The sequence below is a fragment of the Pseudoduganella sp. GW821-FHT12E03 genome (assembly GCF_058807115.1).
This window is the reverse complement of sequence record NZ_JBXAQJ010000010.1, coordinates 191,814-210,341: the sequence shown is the minus strand read 5'-3', so window position 1 is coordinate 210,341 and position 18,528 is coordinate 191,814. Positions and strand designations below refer to the sequence as shown.

The following is an 18,528-nucleotide window of genomic DNA, read 5'->3' as shown; positions in this document are numbered from 1 at the left end:
CGGCTCAATAGCTGTACCCGAGCGCCAGCCAGTGGGTGATGCCGGTGCGCTGCGCCGTGCGCGGGCTGGCGGCGGCGCCGCCCTGCAGCACGCTGACCTGCAGCGCCGCCGTCAGCGTGAATTTTCGGCTCATTTGCCACTGCCAGCGCGCGGCGGCAAATACATCGCGCACGCCACCGGCTGGGCGGTGCTGCCCTGCGCCGAACTCCGATTGCATATAGCCGGCGTCCGCCAGGTTCACGCCGATGCCACCAGCGAGCACATGGCGCGGCGCCAGCATGGTGTGGGTACCGGCATTCAAGTTCAGCAGCACACCTTGACCATCCCTGCCTGCCGGGGCCACCGCGTGCGCGTGCAAGGTCAATTCCTGGAAAGGCGTGAAATTGACAAAGGCGCCGAACACCGGCCGCACACCGCCACGGCTGCCATTGGTACGCTGCGCCCCGAGGTTAAGGGAAAACAGCGGCCCGAATTGCAGCAACGGGTCGGGCGACAGCTTGATGCCGGCAGCCAGGCCATCGATGAAGACACCGTTGCTCCATTCCGCGTGAATTTGCGGCAGCAGGAAAGCTGAACGCGCCGCGCTGCCAGGGCGCACCGGCCCACTGCCCAACGCGGCCGACACGGTCATCTCCATTGTTCCTTCCGGCATCAGGCCGTCACCGAATTGCGCCCAGGCCGGGGCCTGCAACAGGCAGGCCATGCATGCGATGACCAGCTTCATCAGATGTGCCCCAGTTCCAGGCCGCGCAGCACCGCGCGCACGCGGTCACGCACGCCCAGTTTGGACAGGATGCTGGAGACGTGGTTCTTGATGGTGCCTTCGCTGGGGCCCAGCGCCTGGCCGATTTCCGCGTTGTTCATGCCGGCCGCCATCAGCGCGAGGATTTCCGTTTCGCGGCTGGTCAATGCCGCCGCCACCGTTGCCTGCGCCGTGGCGGCGGCCGGCTTTTCATAAGCGGCACGGGTGCGTTCGGTCAGCGCGGGACGGAACAGCGTCGCCCCTGCCGCCACGCTGCGGATGCCGTCGGCCAGCCGTTCCAGTGAAATGTCCTTCAGCAGGAAGCCGCGCGCGCCGGCCCGCATGCCGTCGAGCAGCGCTTCATCGTCATCGAAGGTGGTCAGCAGGATGGTCGGGGGCAGGCGGCCCTGTTCGCGCCGCAGCAATTCAATGCCGCTGCAGTTGGGCATGCGCACATCGAGCAGCAGCACGTCGGCTCTGTCTTGCTCCATCAGCTGCGCCATCATCCGCGCCACCACCTGCGCCGCTTCCTCGCCATCGGCCGCTTCGGCCACCACGCGGATGTCCGGCGTCAAGTCCAGCAAGCCACGGATGCCGCTGCGTACCAGCATCTGGTCATCGACCAGGATCACGCGGATCATGACGACGCTCCAGTGAATGGCAGCGACATGTCCAGCCAGTAGCCGCGCAGCCGCCCTGGGTGGTTGCCGGCCGCGCCGGAGAGATCGCCAGCGCCATTGCCGACCCGCAGCGTGCCGCCCTGCGCGGCCAGCCGTTCACGCATGCCGGACAAGCCATTGCCTTCCGGCGCGGCGCCGCTGCCCCGGCCATCGTCTGATACGTGCGCGGCCACGCCTTGCTCGCTGGTGCGGATGGCGATGGCCAGCCGGCTTGCACCGGCATGGCGTACCGCGTTCGTGATGGCTTCCTGGACGCAGTACAGCAGCGTGTGGGCGACGGCAGGCGGGCAGGCATCGGCGCGGCGGTCCACGCTGAGCGCGATGGCGGGCGACGGGATGCCCGCGCACAGCAACTCCAGCGCCTGGCGCAGGTTGACGCCCTGCTCTTCGCGCTCCGCGCTGACCACGCTGCGCACTTCCGCCAGCAGCGATTGCCCCAGTTCACGCGCCGTCACCAGCGCGCCGGGCTGCCGGCCCTCCGACTGGCGCATGGCCAGGTCCAGGTGCAGGTTGAGCGCCGTCAGGTGGTGGCCGACCGCGTCGTGCAAATCGCGTGCAATGCGCATGCGCTCCGAGGTGCGCACCGTGTCCGCCAGCAGCGACTGGGTGGCGCGCAATTGCGCGTGCGACGCGGCCAAGCGTACCCGCCCCGCCTGCTCCTGCCGGGCCAGCCACGCGATGGCGGCGCCCAGCAGCAGGATACTGCGTTCAAACGTAAGCGTTCCCAGCACCGCCAGCAGGTAGCGGTCATTCATGTTGGCGCGCACCGTCGCCAGCATCCCGATATCCACGCAGACTCCCAGCACCAGCATGACTGCCAGCCAGCGCCATGCGCGGCGCGGCGGCAGCAGCGCCGCCAGCGCGGTGGCCAGCACCAGGTGGAAGGCCAGTGAATCGATCGCCACGGCAATGACCAGCAGGGCCGATGCCAGGGCCGTATCGCACCGCCGCGTACGCGCCAGTCCCGGACGGATGCGCCACCACAGCAGGCCGGTGAACGTGGCGATCAGCATCGTTTGCCCGCCGAGGAACAGCCAGTAAGCCAGCACCTGCCGGTCGGAGCCGGCGCGCAGCAATGATGGGGGCGGCGCCAACAGGCTGGCGGCATAGTCCGCCAGCAAGCCAGCCGGGTGGCGCATCTCGGCCCGGAACGGACCGGCAATCCATGGCGCGTTCAGTTCCAGCACGCCGAAAATCAGGCAGGCAGCCAGCGCGGCCGCAGGGTAACGATGGGTGGCAATCATGGGCGGCCATTCTACGCGCGCCATCACCACCGGCAAAGTGCCGGAAGTCATGCCCCATGACTTCCGGCAGGGCGCCGCCCGGCCGGTCATACCGTAGAATCGCGGCCTATGCTCAAGAATCCGCTGAACCCTGCCCTGGTGCTACTGCCGCTGCTGCTACCGCTGTCCACTGCGGCCGCCGACGTGCCCACCATCGCCATCCCCGCCCAGCGCGACGCGGAATGGCATAGCTACCGCCACGCCTACAAGGCGGTGCGTTTCTTCGAACCGTATTTGAAAACGCGCCCGCTGATCCAGGCCCACATGCAGATCCGTCCCAATACCCCGGACGTGCCAATGGAAGGCTTGCAGTTGCAGCTCGAAGGCGAAAGCGTGAAGTTGGCGATTGCCGTCGATGCGCTGGGCCGCGCCACCTTGCCGATGCTGAAGCAGGCCTACGACGAAGACGCGGTGCTGCGCCTGAACCGCCAAAAGGGACATTACCAGTTCAGTGGCCGCTACTCCATCCGCGAGCGCGACGACGGCGTCTACCGCGTGGCCGCGTTGCGCGAAGCCTGCGAACAGTTGATCGGCGCACAGCGCGCATCCGGCTACCGTTTGCGGCTGATCGGCAAGCAATGCGCCGGCGTGAAGTTCGTGTACCCGCTGGCCGGACCGGCGCCGGAAGTGTTTTACCGCGATGCGGCCGGCACGCTGGCGCCGCTGCCACTGGAAACCGGATATCCGTTTGAGAATGCCACCATGGGCCAGTACCGCCTTGCCGTGGTGCGCTTTGCGGAGCGGCCGGCGGCCGGCGACATCGTCACGCGCAGCAAGCCGCTGGGCGTGGGCACGGTCTACGACTGATTACGTCCCGGGCCGCTGGCAAATGCGGTTACGCCCGCCCTGCTTGGCTTCATACAGCATGGCATCCGCGCGCAGGAACAATTCGTTTTCCGTCTTGTGGTCGGGATAGGCCGCCACGCCGCCGCTGAACGAGAAGTGGCGCGCATCGCCTGGTTTGACTTCGAACGGGATCGCACCGAAGACCTGGCGCATCGCATCCATCTTTTGCCAGCCCTGCTCCAGCGTGCAATTCCAGAACACCATGACGAATTCCTCGCCACCGAAACGGCTCAATAAATCGTCTTCGCCGATATGGGGCGCCAGGGTCAGCGCCAGGCGCTTGATGACGATATCGCCGAAGTAATGGCCCCAGGTATCGTTGATGGTCTTGAATTTGTCGATATCGACCACGCCAAAGGCCAGCGGCACGTTTTCCCGCGCGGCGCGGCGGATCAAATCCTGCGCCTTCTTTTGCAGCCCGATCTTGTTCAGCAGGCCGGTGGCGCGGTCCTTACCGATCAAGTCCTTGTTGATGCGGATTTTGTTGGCGCGGTTGACCAGTTGCGAGGCCAGCACGCCGGGATCGGTCAACAGCAGGATGTCGTCAAAGCCGGACGCCAGCGCGCGCGCCGTGACGGCGGCATCGGGCTGGCGCTGCAGCAGCATGATTTCCCGCACCGGGTCGGCTTCGATGTTTTTCTTCAGGACCCGCACGATGGCTTCGGTGCGCGCATATTCCGCGTCCGTGATCAGCACGATATCGGGCTGCAATTCCTTGACGCGCAAGTGCAGGGTCTGCGCATCGGCATGGTGGACCACCTCGACCCGGCGATGCATCAGCGCGCCGTCGTCCAGGCCAACCGGTTCGCCCAGGTACATCAAACGCACCAGATCGCCCCGTTTGCGCTGGACAAACAAGTTAAACAATTTATCGACCAGCACATCGTTGGCGATCGGTTTTTCCGCATATGCGAGGCAATTGCTGTCGACCAGGCGCTGTTGCAGCAGGAAGCGGCCGCCCTGGCGCGCACTCTGCAGATAGACATAGCTCTGGTCGCTCGGCAGGCGCTGCAGCAATTCGCCCAGCATCAGGGTCTTGCGGCTGTCGGCCATGTCCGACTGCATGTTGTGCAGGGCGTCAAGATCGATCACGAACAGGCTGTGGCCCCGGTCGCACACCACCGCCTCGACGAAATCGCGCACTTCGTTGAAAAACCGGATGTCGAAATCGTATTTGTGCGCGTGCAACTGCAGTTCGGCCTGGTTATCCTTGATAAAGAAACTCTGCGACAACAGCATTACCTGATTCTTGTAGAGCGGTGCTTCACTGGCCATGCTGGGTTGCTTTCAAAAGGGTTACCGGGCTTGGCAACACCTTACACAAGAAATACAAACTGCGCAGCACCAACGTTCTATTTTCGTGCCGGAAAGGCCACGCGAAACAGCATTCCGCAGCGGTACAAAACCCGAAGTTACAGCCACGGCGCACCTGATACAATTCCGGGTTTCCTTATCCCAACGTGAATCCCATGTCCGCCCTGCCTCCTTGCCCGCAATGTTCTTCCACCCTCACCTATGAAGACGGCATGGGCCAATACGTCTGCCCCGAGTGCGCGCATGAATGGCCGGTGGCCGGCGCCGACGCGCCAACCGACACGGCGCGCGTCTGGCGCGACGCGTCCGGCAACGTGCTGCAGGATGGCGACACCGTGGTCGTCATCAAGGATTTGAAACTCAAGGGCGGCGGCGGCACCGTCAAGCAAGGCACCAAGGTAAAAAATATCCGCCTGGTCGATGGCGACCACGACATCGACTGCAAGATCGAAGGCTTTGGCCAGATGGGCCTGAAGACGGAGTTCGTGCGTAAAGCCTGACCTTGAGTTTCCCCCCTCGCCCGGCAATACTGGAAGTCCCCCCACCGACTCCGAGAGGCCACCATGGACGAGCAAGCCAACGTCAACGTCGTCAAGCAGTGCTACGACGCCTTCCAGCAAGGTGACATCGGCAGCCTGAAGTCGTATTTTGCCGACGACATTTCATGGGAATTGCCGGACGTGCCAGGCGCCCCGTTCACTGGGCGGCGCCATGGCTGCGGGCGCGTGATGGAATTCTTTGAGCAAATGGGCGCGGCGCAGGAAGTCAACGAGTTCCAGCCGATGGAATACATTGCGCAGGGCCCGCGCGTGGTGGTGCTGGGCCATTACAGTTTTACCGTACGCGCCACTGGCAAGCGATTTGCAAGTGACTGGGTGCACGTGTTTACCGTCCGTGACGGCAAAGTCACGGCGCTGCGGGAATTCCTCGACACCCACCTGGCGGAGGCCGCGTACCGCTGACCCCTCGCGCTTACGCTTTCTTGCCTTTGCCGGTGGCGGCCAGGTACAGCGTTTTCGCATCCTTGTGCGCCTGGTCGATATTGCGCAGGCGCTTGTCGTCGTCATGCTTGACGAAGAACTCGGCATCCTGCGCATCGACCACGATCTTGATGGCGGCCTTGTCCGCCAGGTCGTATTTTTCCACCATCAGGGTGGTTACTTCATCGAGGTATTCTTCGTAAGTCATCGGTTGCTCCGTGCGGCTGCGCTGGTATTGAAAGGCGACACTATAACCGCAGCCGCCCCTCGCCAGCATACTTCAGCGGCTTACTTTGCCCGTGTATACACCAGTTCCATCCATTTCATGTCCTTGCCGCCCGGCCCCGGACCCCACATTTCCACCTTGTGGCTGTCGTTGCCGGTGATGGTGGTGGTCATGGTGTACGGCACTTCCTTGCCGCTGACCGGGTCGGACATCATGCCCTGGTATTTGATGGCGTTGCCGCTCATCGCGCCGCGCGCCATGGTCATGCTGGTGCTGCCGGAATCCATCCACGTGCCAAAGTATTTTTTCGTCACGTTGTCATAGCCCTGCAGCCCCATGCCGGTAAACGGCTGGCCGCCATACGTGCCCTGGTAATGCTCTTCGATGTAGCGCCCGCCCATGATCCATTTGCGCTCGGACGAGCCATTGCTTTCTTCCGGCGGCTTGGCAGGGTCCATCCAGGATTTCGACTTGACAGTGAACTTGCCGACCAGCGGTTCCAGCTTTTTATGCGCCTCGCCGGGGGTCCCGGCCTGCGCCATCTTGTCCCACATGGCTTTTTCCGCGGCGCTGGGCGCCGCCGCTTTGGGCGGATCCGCCGCCCACACAACGCTGGCCAGGCAAAGGCCGGCCCCGGCTACCCAAGACTGCACGATACGGTTGCGCTTCATTTGAAAGCTCCTGTTCCGCAGAGTGGTGAGAAAACCATTGTAAGCACCGATGGTGCGGCACACAATAAATAAAAAAGGAAGCGGATCACTCCGCTTCCTTTTCACCACCTGGCAGCCGGTATTACTTCTGCGCCACGCCCTGGTTCCGTCCCGGCACAAACTCTTCCATCACGGCCTTGCGCAGCAGCGCTGGCGGCACCAGGCCCTGGGCCAGCACGAAGTCGTTGAACGCCTTGCGGTCGAACTTGGTGCGCAGCGCCACTTCGGCGGCCTGGCGGGTTTCCATCAGGCGCTGGTAGCCATAGAAGTACGAGGTCGCCTGGCCCGGCGCGCGGAACGTGTAGCGCTGCATTTCCTGCGTCGCCATGCCTTCGGACAAGCCCACTTCATCCATCAGGAACGACTTCACGCCCTCCGGCGAAATTTCGCCGAGGTTGACCATCGGGTCGAGGAAGGCGCGCGCGGCGCGCTGCATGCGGGCTTGCAGGGCGAACAGTTGGCCGTCCAGCGGTTCGTATGGCTGCATTTCCGCTTCCGCGTACAGGGCCCAGCCTTCCACGTTGACGCTGTTGAAGGCGAACACGCCGCGCGCGGTGGACACGCCGGTCTCGATCATCTTGGCGAATTGCAGTTCATGGCCCGGACGCGCTTCGTGCGCGGTCAGGGTCCAGGTGCCGGCCTGGTGGGTGAAATCGTCAAACACCTTGGCTTTGCCGGACGCGTCCGGCGGCATGCCGGTGGTCAGCACGAATTCGCCATATTCACCCGTGTTGCCAACCAGGCGCGGCGGGTTCATGTGCGGGGCCGGCTGGGCGGCGTTTTCCGCCGGCGACGCCAGGCGGATCACGGCCTTGCGGTCCGGCAGGGTCACCACGTTTTGTTCCCGCACCGACGCTTCCAGCTGCGCCAGGCGCTCCTGGTACAGCGGCATCACGTTATCGATCGGGATTTGCTGTTTCTTCAACTCTTTCATGACGAAGCGGTAATCCGCGTTCGGCAAATTGCGTTCCTTGGCCAGCAGGCCAGCCGTGATGTTCATCTGGTTGCGGATTTCCGAGAACGACGTCAGCGCCTTGGAAATCAATTCCTGCGGGCTGATATCGACGCCAAACTGTTTCAGGTTGTCGGCATACAGTTCCGGCGGCAGGCGGTGGTCGGTGCGGGCGCGCGGCAGGATTTGCTTGCGCACATTATCGTTGTACGCGGTCAGCTGCTTTTCCAGCGCCGCATAAGTCGGCTCCCAGCCTTCCAGGCCGCTCTTGGCCAGCAAGTCCTTGATGCCTTTGATCATGGCCGGCGCATCGTTGAGCGACTGTTCGACCTGGCCTTTGAATGGGCCCAGCAGTTTCGGGTTGGCTTTCAGGCGCTCGTTCAGGCGGTCTTCAGCCAGTTCCGTGATCGGGCGGTAGCCCTTGGCCAGGCCGGCATACTTTTGCAGGCGCACCAGCAGGGTTTTCTGGCGCTCTTTCGGGATGCGCGGATCGAGCATCTGGCGCACCACGCCGAACAGCAAGCGGTTCAAATCCTGGTACGGCAGCATCAGCTTGCGCTGCAGCGCATTGCTGACCAGGTTTTCATTGGCCGCGTTGATCAGGATTTCCAGGTCTTGTTTGATCTTCGGGTCGGTTTCCGCTTTCAGGCGTTTTTGCAGTTCCGCCACCACGGCGCGAGTATCCTTGACGCTGGCGTCATACAGGTCGCGCGACATGTCGGTAATCAGTTCGTCGTAGCCATCCACACCCAGCGAACTGGCGCTTTCCGGCGAATACTTGGCCATCACGTTCAGCAGCAGCTTGGCATTGTCGTTGCTCTTGGCAACCCACGCTGGTTCGGCGGCAGCGGCGCTGCCAGCCAGGGAGGCAAACGCCAGGGTAATGGCGCCCAGCATGGCTTTGGATTTCCAGTTCGGTTTCTGCATCGGATTCTTTCGTTGTGATTGTTAGGACAACATCTCCCCTGCGTTGGGTAAAACGCTGACAAAGTATAGGAATCGGCCGCATGGCAAGAAAGCCCCATGCGACAGATGGTAAAAAAACGGCACTGAAATGACGTTTTCGCGCGTTTTAAGAGGATTTGCCGCGCGGCCCGCCCATTTTGCGCCAGGCGGCGCGCGCATCATCGAACACCGGCACGATCGCCAGGATGACCAGGATCAGCGCCAGCAAGATGGTGGCGCCATAGCCGATCCGCGCAAAGCACAGCGCTCCCCCCACCCCGCCGACGAAAAACGCCCCGGCCAGCGCCAGCAAAATGCGCAGCCGGGCGTGGTCCGCCCGCACCCGGGGCATGCCGGGGGCGGCATTCCAGTACACCATCTTGCCCAGCTCGATGCCGATATCGGTCATCAGCCCGGTGATGTGGGTGGTGCGGATTTCCGCATTGGAGAGTTTGGTGATGACGGCGTTTTGCAGCCCCATCGTGAAGCACAGCAGCATCACCGTAACGGGGATGAACAGCCAGTCGATTTGCGCCAGCCGCGCGCCCAGCATGCCAAAGCCCAGCAACAGCACCGCTTCCACCAGCAGCGGCAAGGCATAGGTGCTGTGCAGCTGATGGCGCCGCGCAAAATTGACCATGATGGCGGAACAGGCGGCGCCGGCCAGGAACGACAGCAGCGCGCCCAGGCCGTCCAGCGCCAGGTCGGCCGCGCCCAGGGCAAGGTTGTCCGCCATCGCGGAAACAATGCCCGTCATGTGCGACGTATATTGGCGCACCGCCAGGAAGCCGCCCGCATTGGCGGCGCCGGCCACGAATGCCAGCGCGATGCCGAGATGGCGGTTGCCGGCGGCGCCGCGCTGCGCGCCTGTCAGGCTGCGGATATAGTCGATCGGCATGCGGTTCCTTTCTGGAAAACGCCCGGCGCCACCCCGCACCATTGGCGGAATGCGCGCCGGAACGCGTTTTCATCATTGAACCCGCACTGCAGCGCCACGGTCAAGATTGGCATCCGCTCCCGGGAAAGCAGTTGCTTCGCGTGTTCGATGCGGCAGCGCGTGATGTAGCGCGCCGGCGGCATGCCGACCGCCGCCGTGAAGCGGCGGTTGAAATTACGCTCGCTCATCGAGGCCCGGCGCGCCACTTCCGGCACCGTCAACGCCTGCATGAACTGGCGCTCGATATACGCCTGGGCCTGGCGGATGCGTTCATCCGGGTGCTGGCGCCAGGCGGCGCTGGCCAGCGCGAATTGTCCATAACTGGGCTGCTGCGTGGAATTGGCAAAGTGCGCCAGCTTGCGCGCCGCCTTGTCGCCATAAAAATGCGCGACCAGGTAGGCGCAGGCATCGATGGCGGGATTGATGCTGGCGGCCGTCACAATCCGGCCATCGATCACCAGCGGCGCTTCCGGCAAACAGTGGATGGCCGGATAATGGTTGCGCAGGGTCGGCAAATCCGCCGGATTGCACGCCGCTTCGCGCCCGTCCAGCAAGCCGGCTTCCGCCAGCAGGCGCACACTGCTGGTGATGGCCACGATAATCGCGCCCGCCGCATACGCCCGTTGCAGCCACGCCTTCAGCGCAGGACTGACCGGACGCCGGCCCCGGTCCGCGACATAAAACGCGGGCAGGAAAATCACCTGGGGCGGTGGCGTGGCGTCCAGCCCCGCATCAAGCCCCACCTCCGGCGTCAAGGCCTGCCCCGTGAAGGACGCGACCGGTGCGCTGGAGGGCCCCACCACTGTCACGTCAAACAGCGCCGGGCCGCGCTGCAAGGTGCCCGCCACCGCCAGCAATTCGCGGATCAAATAAATACTGCCCAGCCAGCAATCGGCATCGGCATACAGGGCGACGGGTACCGGCGGCTGGGGCATGGGGTGGCTGGGGTGGTTGGGGTTGGCTGAAAATGCATGAAAGCTGGCTGAATTATATGCTCATCGGCCTTGCCGCTTCGCTAGCATGGTTGCATCACCTTCATGGAGCATGCAATGGCCCGTCCCGACCTCATCAGCAAAGAAGAATTGAAGCAATTGTCCGTCACGTCCGCCTGGCGCGCGTGGCGGGGCGTGGCAGTCAACTATGGCATCGTGGCGGCCGCCTTTGCCTTGCCCGTGCTGTGGCGCCATCCCGTGGCGTGGGCCGTTGCCGCCGTCGTGCTGGCCGGGCGCGCGCAGGCGCTCGGCGTGCTGGCGCACGACGCCTGCCACCTGGCGTATTTCCCGTCGCGCCGCCTCAACGAATGGGCCGGCAAATGGCTGTTCGCGGCGCTGCCGAACTTGTCGTTTGCCCGCTACCGCAAGGGCCACCTGGAACACCACCGGCTGGCCGGTACGGAACAGGACCCCGACCACGGTTTTGTCGCCGGTTATCCCGCCAGCCGCGCCAGCCTGTTGCGCAAACTCGCGCGCGACGTGTCGGGCGTCAATGGCTTGAAAAACATCGGGTACCAGCTGAAAGGATTTGAAAGGGAAAACGGCGCGCCCTTCCTGCTGGCGCACGGCCTGCTGCTGGGCGCCTTATGGCTGGCGGGGGCGCCGGAAGTGTATTGGTGCTGGTGGCTGGGGCAGTTGTTCGTGTTTCCGCTGCTGGTGCGCCTGCGCGTGATGAGCGAACATGGCGGCGTGCCCGACCTGCTGTCGCGCGATCCGCGCCTCAGCGTCGGCACCACCTTGTCCGGTCCGCTGACGCGCCTGCTGGTGACGCCGAACAGTGTGCATTATCACGTTGAACACCACCTGTCGGCGGCGGTGCCATCGTACCGCTTGCGCGAATTCCACCAGTTGTTGGCGCAACGCGGCTATTACGACGGCGCCGCGTGCGTGGCGCCTTCGCTGTGGGCCGTGGTAAAACGGTGCACGGCCACGGCGGGCGCCGCCGCCGTGCAGCGTGGACAGGGCAAGGGGCCGCGCAGTATCTTTGACAATATGGCGTGATCCCTCGCCAGCATCGCGGCTGATCACGCATGGCGGCTTTGTGAAAGCCGCCCTACGAGCTTGTGAAGATATCGTGGACGGCTATCGCGTAGGGCGGTTTCGCGCCAGCGAAGCCGCCGTGCATGCGTCACCATGGGCACACGCAGCACCGGTCAGCACGCAATAAACGCCACTCACCCCTTCATCTTCGCCAGCATCGGCGCCAGCCGCCTGCCCATTTCATCACCGAGCGCCTGCAAGCCGGACAGCGGGCGCACCATCACTTCGAATTCCACGATCTTGCCGTCGTCATCGAAGCGGATCATGTCGATCCCTTTTAATTCCTTGCCATGCACCGAGGCCGAGAATTCCAGCACCACGGACAAGCCGTCGGCGCTGGCCAGTTCGCGGTGATAAGTAAAGCCCTCGAACACGTTAATGACGGTGCCGAGGATCATGGCGGTCACCTGCGGCCCCGGATAGGGCGTGTGCGCCATCGGCGAACGGAACACCACCGACGGCGACAGCATGTCCGGCAGCGGCGCGAGGTCGCGCGCCGCCACCATCGCGTGCCACTGCTGCAGCGCGGCGGCCGCCGCGTCCTTCAATTGCAGTTCAGCCATGCCGTCCTCCCGGTCAGATCGCCGCCGCGACGCGCGAACCCTGGTTGATGGCGCGCTTGGCGTCCAGTTCCGCCGCCACGTCGGCGCCGCCCACCAGGTGCACGCTCTGGCCTGCCGCCACCAGCGCCTCCTGCAATTCGCGCAGCGGGTCCTGGCCCGCGCACACGATCACGGTATCGACCGGCAACACTTGCGGTTCGCCGCCCGCCACGCGCACGTGCAGGCCGGCATCGTCGATATTCAGGTATTCGACCGAGCTGAGCATCTTGACCTTCTTTTTCTGCAAGCCCGCGCGGTGGATCCAGCCGGTGGTCTTGCCCAGTTGCGCGCCGACTTTCTGTTCCTTGCGCTGCAGCAGGAACACCTGGCGCGGCGACGGATGCGGCTGGGCGGCAATGCCCGCCACGCCGCCGCGCGCTTCCAGCGCGGTATCGATGCCCCACTCTTTCCAGAACGCGTCGCGGTCCTGGCTGGTCGAGACGCCCTGGTGCGTGATCAATTCCGACACGTCGAAACCGATGCCGCCCGCGCCGATCACGGCCACGCTCTTGCCCACTTCCTTGCGGCCCAGGATCGCATCGAGGTAGCTGATGACTTTCGGGTGATCGATGCCGGGAATGCCCGGCGTGCGCGGCGCGATACCGGTGGCCAGCACGATGTCGTCAAAGCCGCCCTGCGCCAGCTCTTGCGCCGAGACACGGGTGTTCAGGCGCACGTCGACGCCGGTGGTCTCGAGCTTGCGGCCGAAGTAGCGCAGCGTTTCATAAAACTCTTCCTTGCCGGGAATGCGCTTGGCCACATTGAACTGGCCGCCGATTTCCGCGGCGCCGTCGAACAAGGTGACCTGGTGGCCGCGCTCGGCCGCCACGGTGGCTGCCGCCAGGCCCGCGGGACCGGCGCCGACCACCGCGACTTTTTTCACTTGCGTGACGGGGATGTATTGCAGTTCGGTTTCGTGGCAGGCGCGCGGATTCACCAGGCAGCTGGTGATCTTGCCGCTGAACGTGTGGTCCAGGCACGCCTGGTTGCAGCCGATGCAAGTATTGATTTCATCGGCGCGGCCTTGCGCCGCCTTGTTGACGAAGTCGGCATCAGCCAGGAATGGACGGGCCATCGACACCATGTCGGCATCGCCCTCGGCCAGCACCTGTTCCGCCACTTCCGGCGTGTTGATGCGGTTGGTCGCCACCAGTGGAATGCCAACCACGCCGCGCAGCTTGGCGGTGACCTTGGTGAAGGCCGCGCGCGGCACCTTGGTGGCGATGGTGGGAATGCGCGCCTCGTGCCAGCCGATGCCGGTATTGATAATGGTGGCGCCGGCCTGTTCGATGGCTTTCGCCAGGGTTACCACTTCATCCCAGTTGCTGCCGCCTTCGACCAGGTCCAGCATCGACAGGCGGTAAATAATGATGAAATCCTTGCCGACGGCGGCGCGTACGCGCGACACGATCTCGATTGGCAAACGCAGGCGGTTTTCCAGGCTGCCGCCCCAGCGGTCGGTGCGCTGGTTGACTTGCGCGGCAATGAACTGGTTGATGAAGTAGCCTTCGGAACCCATGATTTCCACGCCGTCGTAGCCCGCTTCGCGCGCCAGGGTGGCGCAGGTGACGAAGTCGGCGATCTGCTTTTCAATGCCGTCTTCGTCGAGTTCGCGCGGCGCGAACGGCGTGATCGGCGATTGCGCCGCGCTCGAGGAAACCGCTTTCGGGCTGTACGCATAGCGGCCCGCGTGCAGAATCTGCATGCAGATCTTGCCGCCCGCTTCATGCACGGCGCGCGTGACGATACTGTGCTGCTGCGCTTCGTCGCTGGTGGTCAGCTTGGCCGCCCCCGCGTACACGCCGCCTTCCACGTTCGGCGCAATGCCGCCCGTGACGATCAGGCCCACACCGCCGCGCGCGCGCTCGGCAAAGAACGCCGCCATGCGTTCATAGCCGTTCGGCGTTTCTTCCAGGCCGGTGTGCATGGAGCCCATCAATACGCGGTTTTTCAACGTGGTGAAACCCAGGTCCAGCGGTGCCAGCAGGTGCGGGTAAGTCGTAGCCATCGGGTGAACTCCTCAGTGTGAACTTATCAGTGTTAAGATTGCGCCGTGGTACGGCTTTTCAGCGCTTGTGCGGCAAGTCTAGAAGTCAATCTTATCAGTGTCAAGATATTTAAGCGTGATAAGATCAGCGCCCGACAACACCCTTCCCATCATGGCCAAAACTGCACGAACCCGCGGCACTTACCACGTCGGCAACCTTGCTCCCCAGTTACTCTCGGCGGCGCGCGCGATGCTCGATGAGGTGGGCCTGGCCAAGCTGTCGCTGCGGGCCGTGACGGAGCGGGTCGGCGTCAGTTCCACCGCCGCTTACCACCACTTCGCCAACCGCGCGGAACTGGTGGCGCACCTGGCGGTGCAGGGCTTCAATGAATTGGCGCAAGCCATGGCGGACCGCGATCTGCAAGCGCCCGACGATGAAAAACTGCGCCAGGCCACCCTGGCCTATGTGCGCTTTGCGCGCGCCAATCCCGCCTTGTACCAGCTGATGTTTGGGACGGAACTGGGCGGCAGCGCGGAAGTTCCCGAGCTGAAACAGGCGCGCGAAACGTCGTTTGGCGAACTCAAGAAAATCATCGCGGAATTACTGGGCAAGGATGTGCAATCGGCTGAAGTACGCACGGCGGCGCTGGCCGGCTGGTCTTACACGCATGGACTGGCGTCGCTGGTGATCCACAACGTGCTGCCGGCGGACGACGAACGCTACGTCGACCGGACCTTGCAGGGTTTTGATTATTTGTTCAAGGCGCGCAGCGCCGGCTGAGCGCGGCGCGCATGCCAATTCAGGCTTGCCCACTCAGGTGGGCACGGCATAGCGCGGCAGGCTGACCGTCACCACACAGCCTTTGCCCGGCAGGTCGCGCACCGTCAGGACGCCGTGGTTGGCGGCGACAAAACGCCGCGCCACCGGCATCCCCAGCATGTTGCGATGGTCGCCGTGCTCCGGCGACAGCATGGCATTCAAGCCGCCGGGCCCGAGCCCGCCGCTTTGGTCGGCAATGTCAATCAGGATGCGATCCGCGGCGCTGCGGGCCGACAACACCACACGGGTATTCGGCTGGGTGGTTTCGACGGCGTTTTGCAACAGGCCGATCAGTGCCGCGTACAGCAAGTCGCGGTTGCCCTTGAGCGCCAGCGTGGGTTCGACGGCCAGCACCGACAGCGTGCATCCCCGCGCTTGCGCCACCGGTTGCGCCGTGGCGCGCACTTCATCGAAAAACGGCGCCAGCGGGAAGACATCGAGCACGTCGGAATTGGATTCCGACGTGTTGCGGTCCGCCACATTGTCAATCATGTTGCTGATCGCGAGCAGGCTGCGTTCGAGGATGGCGCCGGTGGCGCCACTGGCGCTCAGTCCCCCGCTCTTGGCGGCGGTAAACGCCAGGCTGGCCGTTCCCAGCAGCTTGCGCAACTCGTCCAGGAACCCGGCCATGCGGTCATTGGCGTCGCTGGCATGCTTGTCGGCCGACACAAAGTCGCGCTGGTAACTGAATTCCGTCACAGCATGCGCAATGGCAAAGTCCAGGCAACGGTTCAGGATGCGGAATTCCCACGCCAGGAACGGCACGCCCGACTCGACCGCCAGGTCCGACACCGCCTGGCATATGTCGCCGTAATTGTGCACCACATCGGTAACCGCATAGCCGAGCTGCAGCATTTCCTTGCCGTGCTGCGCCGCCGACATGCCAATTTCCGGCGGGATGAGGTCTTCATCCATTTCCAAAGCCGATGCTTCTGCCGGCATGGCGCCCAGCGTGGTTCCCGAATCCAGCTCGGCTTGCAGTGCATGGATCAACTGGTCGATAAACTGCGGTGTCCAACTCTGCAGGCCGGTGCTGAGCGGGACGCGCTGCGCCAGCTTGTCCCGGCAACGCTGCACCAGCTCCTCGCGGTGAGTGGCTAAAAATTCATGCAACATGGCGTGTTCCTTTCCGCAGTGCGGTCCCGTTAACATTCACAATACACGCCTGCGATTGTTTATACGAGGTCAACAATGACATTTTTTTAATCAATACGGGGTCTCGTGTTTCATGCTAATCTGCTATTTTGGTATTTGATTGGTATACATTTTTAAGGGACTGGTATGATGATTGGACTGATCGGCCGCTGCGCTGCCGCGCTGCTGGGATGCGCCCTGCTCCCTCCGGCCACTGCAGCGGAATTACCCGGCGTCAGCCAGTGGCCGCTGGCCAGCATCCAGCCCGGCCACGGCGATGACCGCGACTTGCTGCCCTTTGCGCAAGCCATCGGCCAGGCCCGCGTGGTGGCGCTGGGTGAACAGACCCATGGCGGCGCCGAGGAATTCCTGCTGAAAACCCGTCTCGTGAAATACCTGCACGAAAAAATGGGCTTTGACGTGCTGTTGCTGGAAAGCGGCTTTTACGACATGGGCCGCCTGGCCGCCCGCATGGAACAGGGTGAGAAGCTGGACGACATGGCGCCCGGCAGCGTGTTCTATATGTACGCCAAAAGCGCGGAAGGCCGCGCGCTGTTGCAATACCTGGACCAGCAGCGCGCGCTGGGCAAACCGCTGGCGTTCGCGGGCATCGACAGCCAGCACAGCGGCGCGCTCAGCATCGGCGGCCTGTTGCCGGGCCTGCAAGCGTTCCTGGCCAAACAAGCGCCCGCGCTGGCCGCCGGTCCCGGCTGGGACGCTTATCAACAGGCGGCGCAACCGCTGTTTACCATGCAGCGCGCCGCGCCGGCCGCGGCGGCGCGGACCGCGTTCGAACGCCACGCGGCCGCCATCGATGGCGCGCTGTGCGCCAGCCCGGATGCCGCCGTGGGCGGCGCCGGCTGGTGGTGCCGCGTCAACCGCAGCGTCCAGGCCCAGGCCGCCACGTACTGGAGCGACGGCGCCAACTACCAGCGCGACAACGCGATGGGGGACAACGCCGTGTGGCTGGCCGATACGCTGTTCAAAGGTAAAAAAGTCATCGTATGGGCGCACACCATCCACGTGGCAAAAGGTTTCCAGCGCACGCCGGAGCACTTGCAGGCAGGCGAAGTCATGTCCCGGCACTGGGGTGCCGACTACAAGGTGGCGCAATTCACGGCCGCCGACGGCGAAGTGGTGGAATTTGCCAGCATGCAGCCATTCAAGGTGCCGCCACCCGCGCCGGGCAGCCTGGAAGCCCGGCTGGCGGACAGTGGCCAGCCCCTGCTGGGCCTGGCGGCGTCGGCGCCGGTGCCGCTGCCCCAGTCGAGTTTTGACTATGCGGAACCGATGACGGGCCGCCTCGGCAAGAACTGGGACGTGCTGTTTTACGTGCGCACCATGACGCCGGTGCGCATGACGCGCTGACGCGGGACAAGCGATACAAGCGGGACCGTCATGCCGCCTTGATGAAGTCCACCCAGGCCCGCAGCGCGGCGCTCATGTGGCGCCCGCTGGGGTAGTACATATAAAAGCGCTCGGCCGGCGGCGCCCAGTCTTGCAGCACATACGCCAGCCGTCCCTGCGCCACCCAGGGCGCGGCATAGGCTTCATAGGTGTAGCACAGGCCCGCGCCATCGAGCGCCGCCTGCAGCAGCGCCGGTAAATCATCGAGCACCAGGCTGCCGCGGGTGGCCACCGCCAGCGGCTGGCCCGCGTGCTGGAATTCCCATTTGAAAATGGCGCCGCTGGGAAAGCGTAATTGCAGGCATTCGTGGTCCGCCAGCGCGTGCGGCGTGGCTGGCGCACCATGGCGCGCCAGGTAGTCCGGCGCGGCGCACACGGCAAAACGGATTGCCGGCCCCACCGGCAGCGCCACCATGTCCTGCTGCAGCAATTCGCCAAAGCGCATGCCGGCGTCAAATCCCTGTTCCACGATATCGACCACGCCATCGTTGGCGGTAATGTCCAGCGCCACGTCCGGACAATGCGCGCGCCAGCGCGCCAGCAGCGGCGCCAGCACCAGTTGCACGGCGGGCCGCGGCACGTTCAGGCGCACGCGCCCCTTCGGCACGGTGCGCGCGTCATTCAAGGCCTCGAGCGCCGCCGCCACTTCGGCCAGCGCCGGCTGCAGGCGCGCCAGCAATTGGGCGCCGGCCGGACTCGGGCTGACGCTGCGCGTGGTGCGGTTCAGCAACCGCACGCCGAGCTCGTGCTCCAGCTTGCCGATCGCATGGCTCAGTGCGGACGGCGACACGCCCATGCCGGCGGCGGCTTTGCGGAAACTGCGGCTGGCCGCCACGCGGACAAAGGCATCGAGCCCGTTCAAGTCGAGGTTCATTGATGAATTTTATTCACTAGATTAATGAGCATTATGCCGATTGTTAGCACAATATA

18 protein-coding genes and 1 pseudogene are annotated in these 18,528 nt (G+C 64.1%); 6 read left to right on the top strand and 13 right to left on the bottom strand.

The features are described 5' to 3' along the window. Positions 1–4: 4 nt before the first annotated feature. Genes AC1RRC_RS24740 through AC1RRC_RS24730 form a run of 3 tightly spaced genes read right to left on the bottom strand, consistent with a single transcriptional unit; the run spans position 5 to position 2,717 of the window. Positions 5–724, bottom strand: coding sequence for a MipA/OmpV family protein (locus AC1RRC_RS24740; RefSeq protein ID WP_493058207.1), 720 nt, complete (start codon positions 722–724; stop codon positions 5–7). Beyond that, the gene (locus tag AC1RRC_RS24735; RefSeq protein ID WP_493058206.1) at positions 724–1,383 is read right to left on the bottom strand and encodes a response regulator; all 660 of its coding nucleotides are present in this window, start codon (positions 1,381–1,383) and stop codon (positions 724–726) included. Before AC1RRC_RS24735 ends, AC1RRC_RS24740 begins: the two co-directional genes overlap by 1 nt. Then, on the bottom strand, positions 1,380–2,717 hold the full coding sequence (locus AC1RRC_RS24730) for a sensor histidine kinase (protein WP_493058205.1): 1,338 nt from the start codon (positions 2,715–2,717) through the stop codon (positions 1,380–1,382). Before AC1RRC_RS24730 ends, AC1RRC_RS24735 begins: the two co-directional genes overlap by 4 nt. A gap of 57 nt (positions 2,718–2,774) precedes the next feature. On the opposite strand from AC1RRC_RS24730, the gene AC1RRC_RS24725 reads away from it, so the two are divergent. Then, a complete protein-coding gene (locus AC1RRC_RS24725) occupies positions 2,775–3,512 on the top strand; it encodes a hypothetical protein (protein ID WP_493058204.1) in 738 nt (245 codons plus the stop codon). On the opposite strand, the gene AC1RRC_RS24720 is transcribed toward AC1RRC_RS24725, so the two are convergent. After that, positions 3,513–4,826, bottom strand: a complete 1,314-nt coding sequence (locus AC1RRC_RS24720; RefSeq protein WP_493058203.1) for a GGDEF domain-containing protein — start codon at positions 4,824–4,826, stop codon at positions 3,513–3,515. A 194-nt stretch (positions 4,827–5,020) separates the two neighbouring features. Between AC1RRC_RS24720 and AC1RRC_RS24715 the strand changes: the two genes are divergently transcribed. Next, entirely contained in the window at positions 5,021–5,365 is a 345-nt protein-coding gene (locus AC1RRC_RS24715) for a zinc ribbon domain-containing protein YjdM (RefSeq protein WP_493058202.1), read from the top strand. A 63-nt stretch (positions 5,366–5,428) separates the two neighbouring features. Then, on the top strand, positions 5,429–5,827 hold the full coding sequence (locus tag AC1RRC_RS24710; RefSeq protein WP_493058201.1) for a nuclear transport factor 2 family protein: 399 nt from the start codon (positions 5,429–5,431) through the stop codon (positions 5,825–5,827). Positions 5,828–5,837: 10 nt separating this feature from the next. Here the strand turns inward: AC1RRC_RS24710 and AC1RRC_RS24705 are convergent, their stop codons facing one another. From AC1RRC_RS24705 to AC1RRC_RS24685, 5 genes and pseudogenes are all read right to left on the bottom strand, one after another. Then, complete coding sequence (locus AC1RRC_RS24705) at positions 5,838–6,053, bottom strand: hypothetical protein (protein ID WP_493058200.1); 216 nt, start codon at positions 6,051–6,053, stop codon at positions 5,838–5,840. An 80-nt stretch (positions 6,054–6,133) separates the two neighbouring features. Continuing rightward, the gene (locus tag AC1RRC_RS24700) at positions 6,134–6,742 is read right to left on the bottom strand and encodes a DUF1579 family protein (protein WP_493058199.1); all 609 of its coding nucleotides are present in this window, start codon (positions 6,740–6,742) and stop codon (positions 6,134–6,136) included. Positions 6,743–6,863: 121 nt separating this feature from the next. Then, the gene (locus AC1RRC_RS24695; protein WP_493058198.1) at positions 6,864–8,660 is read right to left on the bottom strand and encodes a DUF885 domain-containing protein; all 1,797 of its coding nucleotides are present in this window, start codon (positions 8,658–8,660) and stop codon (positions 6,864–6,866) included. A 175-nt stretch (positions 8,661–8,835) separates the two neighbouring features. After that, positions 8,836–9,576: pseudogene (locus AC1RRC_RS24690) on the bottom strand (YoaK family protein); the annotation flags it as partial. After that, positions 9,549–10,550: a GlxA family transcriptional regulator gene (locus AC1RRC_RS24685; protein WP_493058197.1), complete on the bottom strand. Its 1,002-nt coding sequence runs from the start codon at positions 10,548–10,550 to the stop codon at positions 9,549–9,551. The pseudogene AC1RRC_RS24690 and the gene AC1RRC_RS24685, both read right to left, overlap by 28 nt. 114 nt (positions 10,551–10,664) lie before the next feature. Between AC1RRC_RS24685 and AC1RRC_RS24680 the strand changes: the two genes are divergently transcribed. Beyond that, a complete protein-coding gene (locus AC1RRC_RS24680) occupies positions 10,665–11,609 on the top strand; it encodes a fatty acid desaturase family protein (protein ID WP_493058196.1) in 945 nt (314 codons plus the stop codon). A gap of 173 nt (positions 11,610–11,782) precedes the next feature. Here the strand turns inward: AC1RRC_RS24680 and AC1RRC_RS24675 are convergent, their stop codons facing one another. Continuing rightward, positions 11,783–12,211, bottom strand: coding sequence for a nuclear transport factor 2 family protein (locus AC1RRC_RS24675; RefSeq protein WP_493058195.1), 429 nt, complete (start codon positions 12,209–12,211; stop codon positions 11,783–11,785). A 13-nt stretch (positions 12,212–12,224) separates the two neighbouring features. Then, positions 12,225–14,258 carry an oxidoreductase gene (locus AC1RRC_RS24670; protein ID WP_493058194.1) on the bottom strand — a complete coding sequence of 678 codons (2,034 nt, stop codon included), beginning with the start codon at positions 14,256–14,258 and terminating at the stop codon, positions 12,225–12,227. 151 nt (positions 14,259–14,409) lie between these two features. Here AC1RRC_RS24670 and AC1RRC_RS24665 point away from each other — a divergent pair, with 151 nt between their 5' ends. Further along, positions 14,410–15,018, top strand: a complete 609-nt coding sequence (locus AC1RRC_RS24665; RefSeq protein WP_493058193.1) for a TetR/AcrR family transcriptional regulator — start codon at positions 14,410–14,412, stop codon at positions 15,016–15,018. Between the two features lie 33 nt (positions 15,019–15,051). On the opposite strand, the gene AC1RRC_RS24660 is transcribed toward AC1RRC_RS24665, so the two are convergent. Then, positions 15,052–16,173, bottom strand: coding sequence for a sensor histidine kinase (locus tag AC1RRC_RS24660; RefSeq protein WP_493058192.1), 1,122 nt, complete (start codon positions 16,171–16,173; stop codon positions 15,052–15,054). Between the two features lie 165 nt (positions 16,174–16,338). Here AC1RRC_RS24660 and AC1RRC_RS24655 point away from each other — a divergent pair, with 165 nt between their 5' ends. Beyond that, positions 16,339–17,559 carry an erythromycin esterase family protein gene (locus tag AC1RRC_RS24655; protein ID WP_493058191.1) on the top strand — a complete coding sequence of 407 codons (1,221 nt, stop codon included), beginning with the start codon at positions 16,339–16,341 and terminating at the stop codon, positions 17,557–17,559. Positions 17,560–17,587: 28 nt separating this feature from the next. Here the strand turns inward: AC1RRC_RS24655 and AC1RRC_RS24650 are convergent, their stop codons facing one another. Continuing rightward, positions 17,588–18,472 (bottom strand): LysR family transcriptional regulator, encoded by an 885-nt coding sequence (locus tag AC1RRC_RS24650; RefSeq protein ID WP_493058190.1) that lies wholly within the window; start codon positions 18,470–18,472, stop codon positions 17,588–17,590. Between the last annotated feature and the right edge of the window lie 56 nt (positions 18,473–18,528).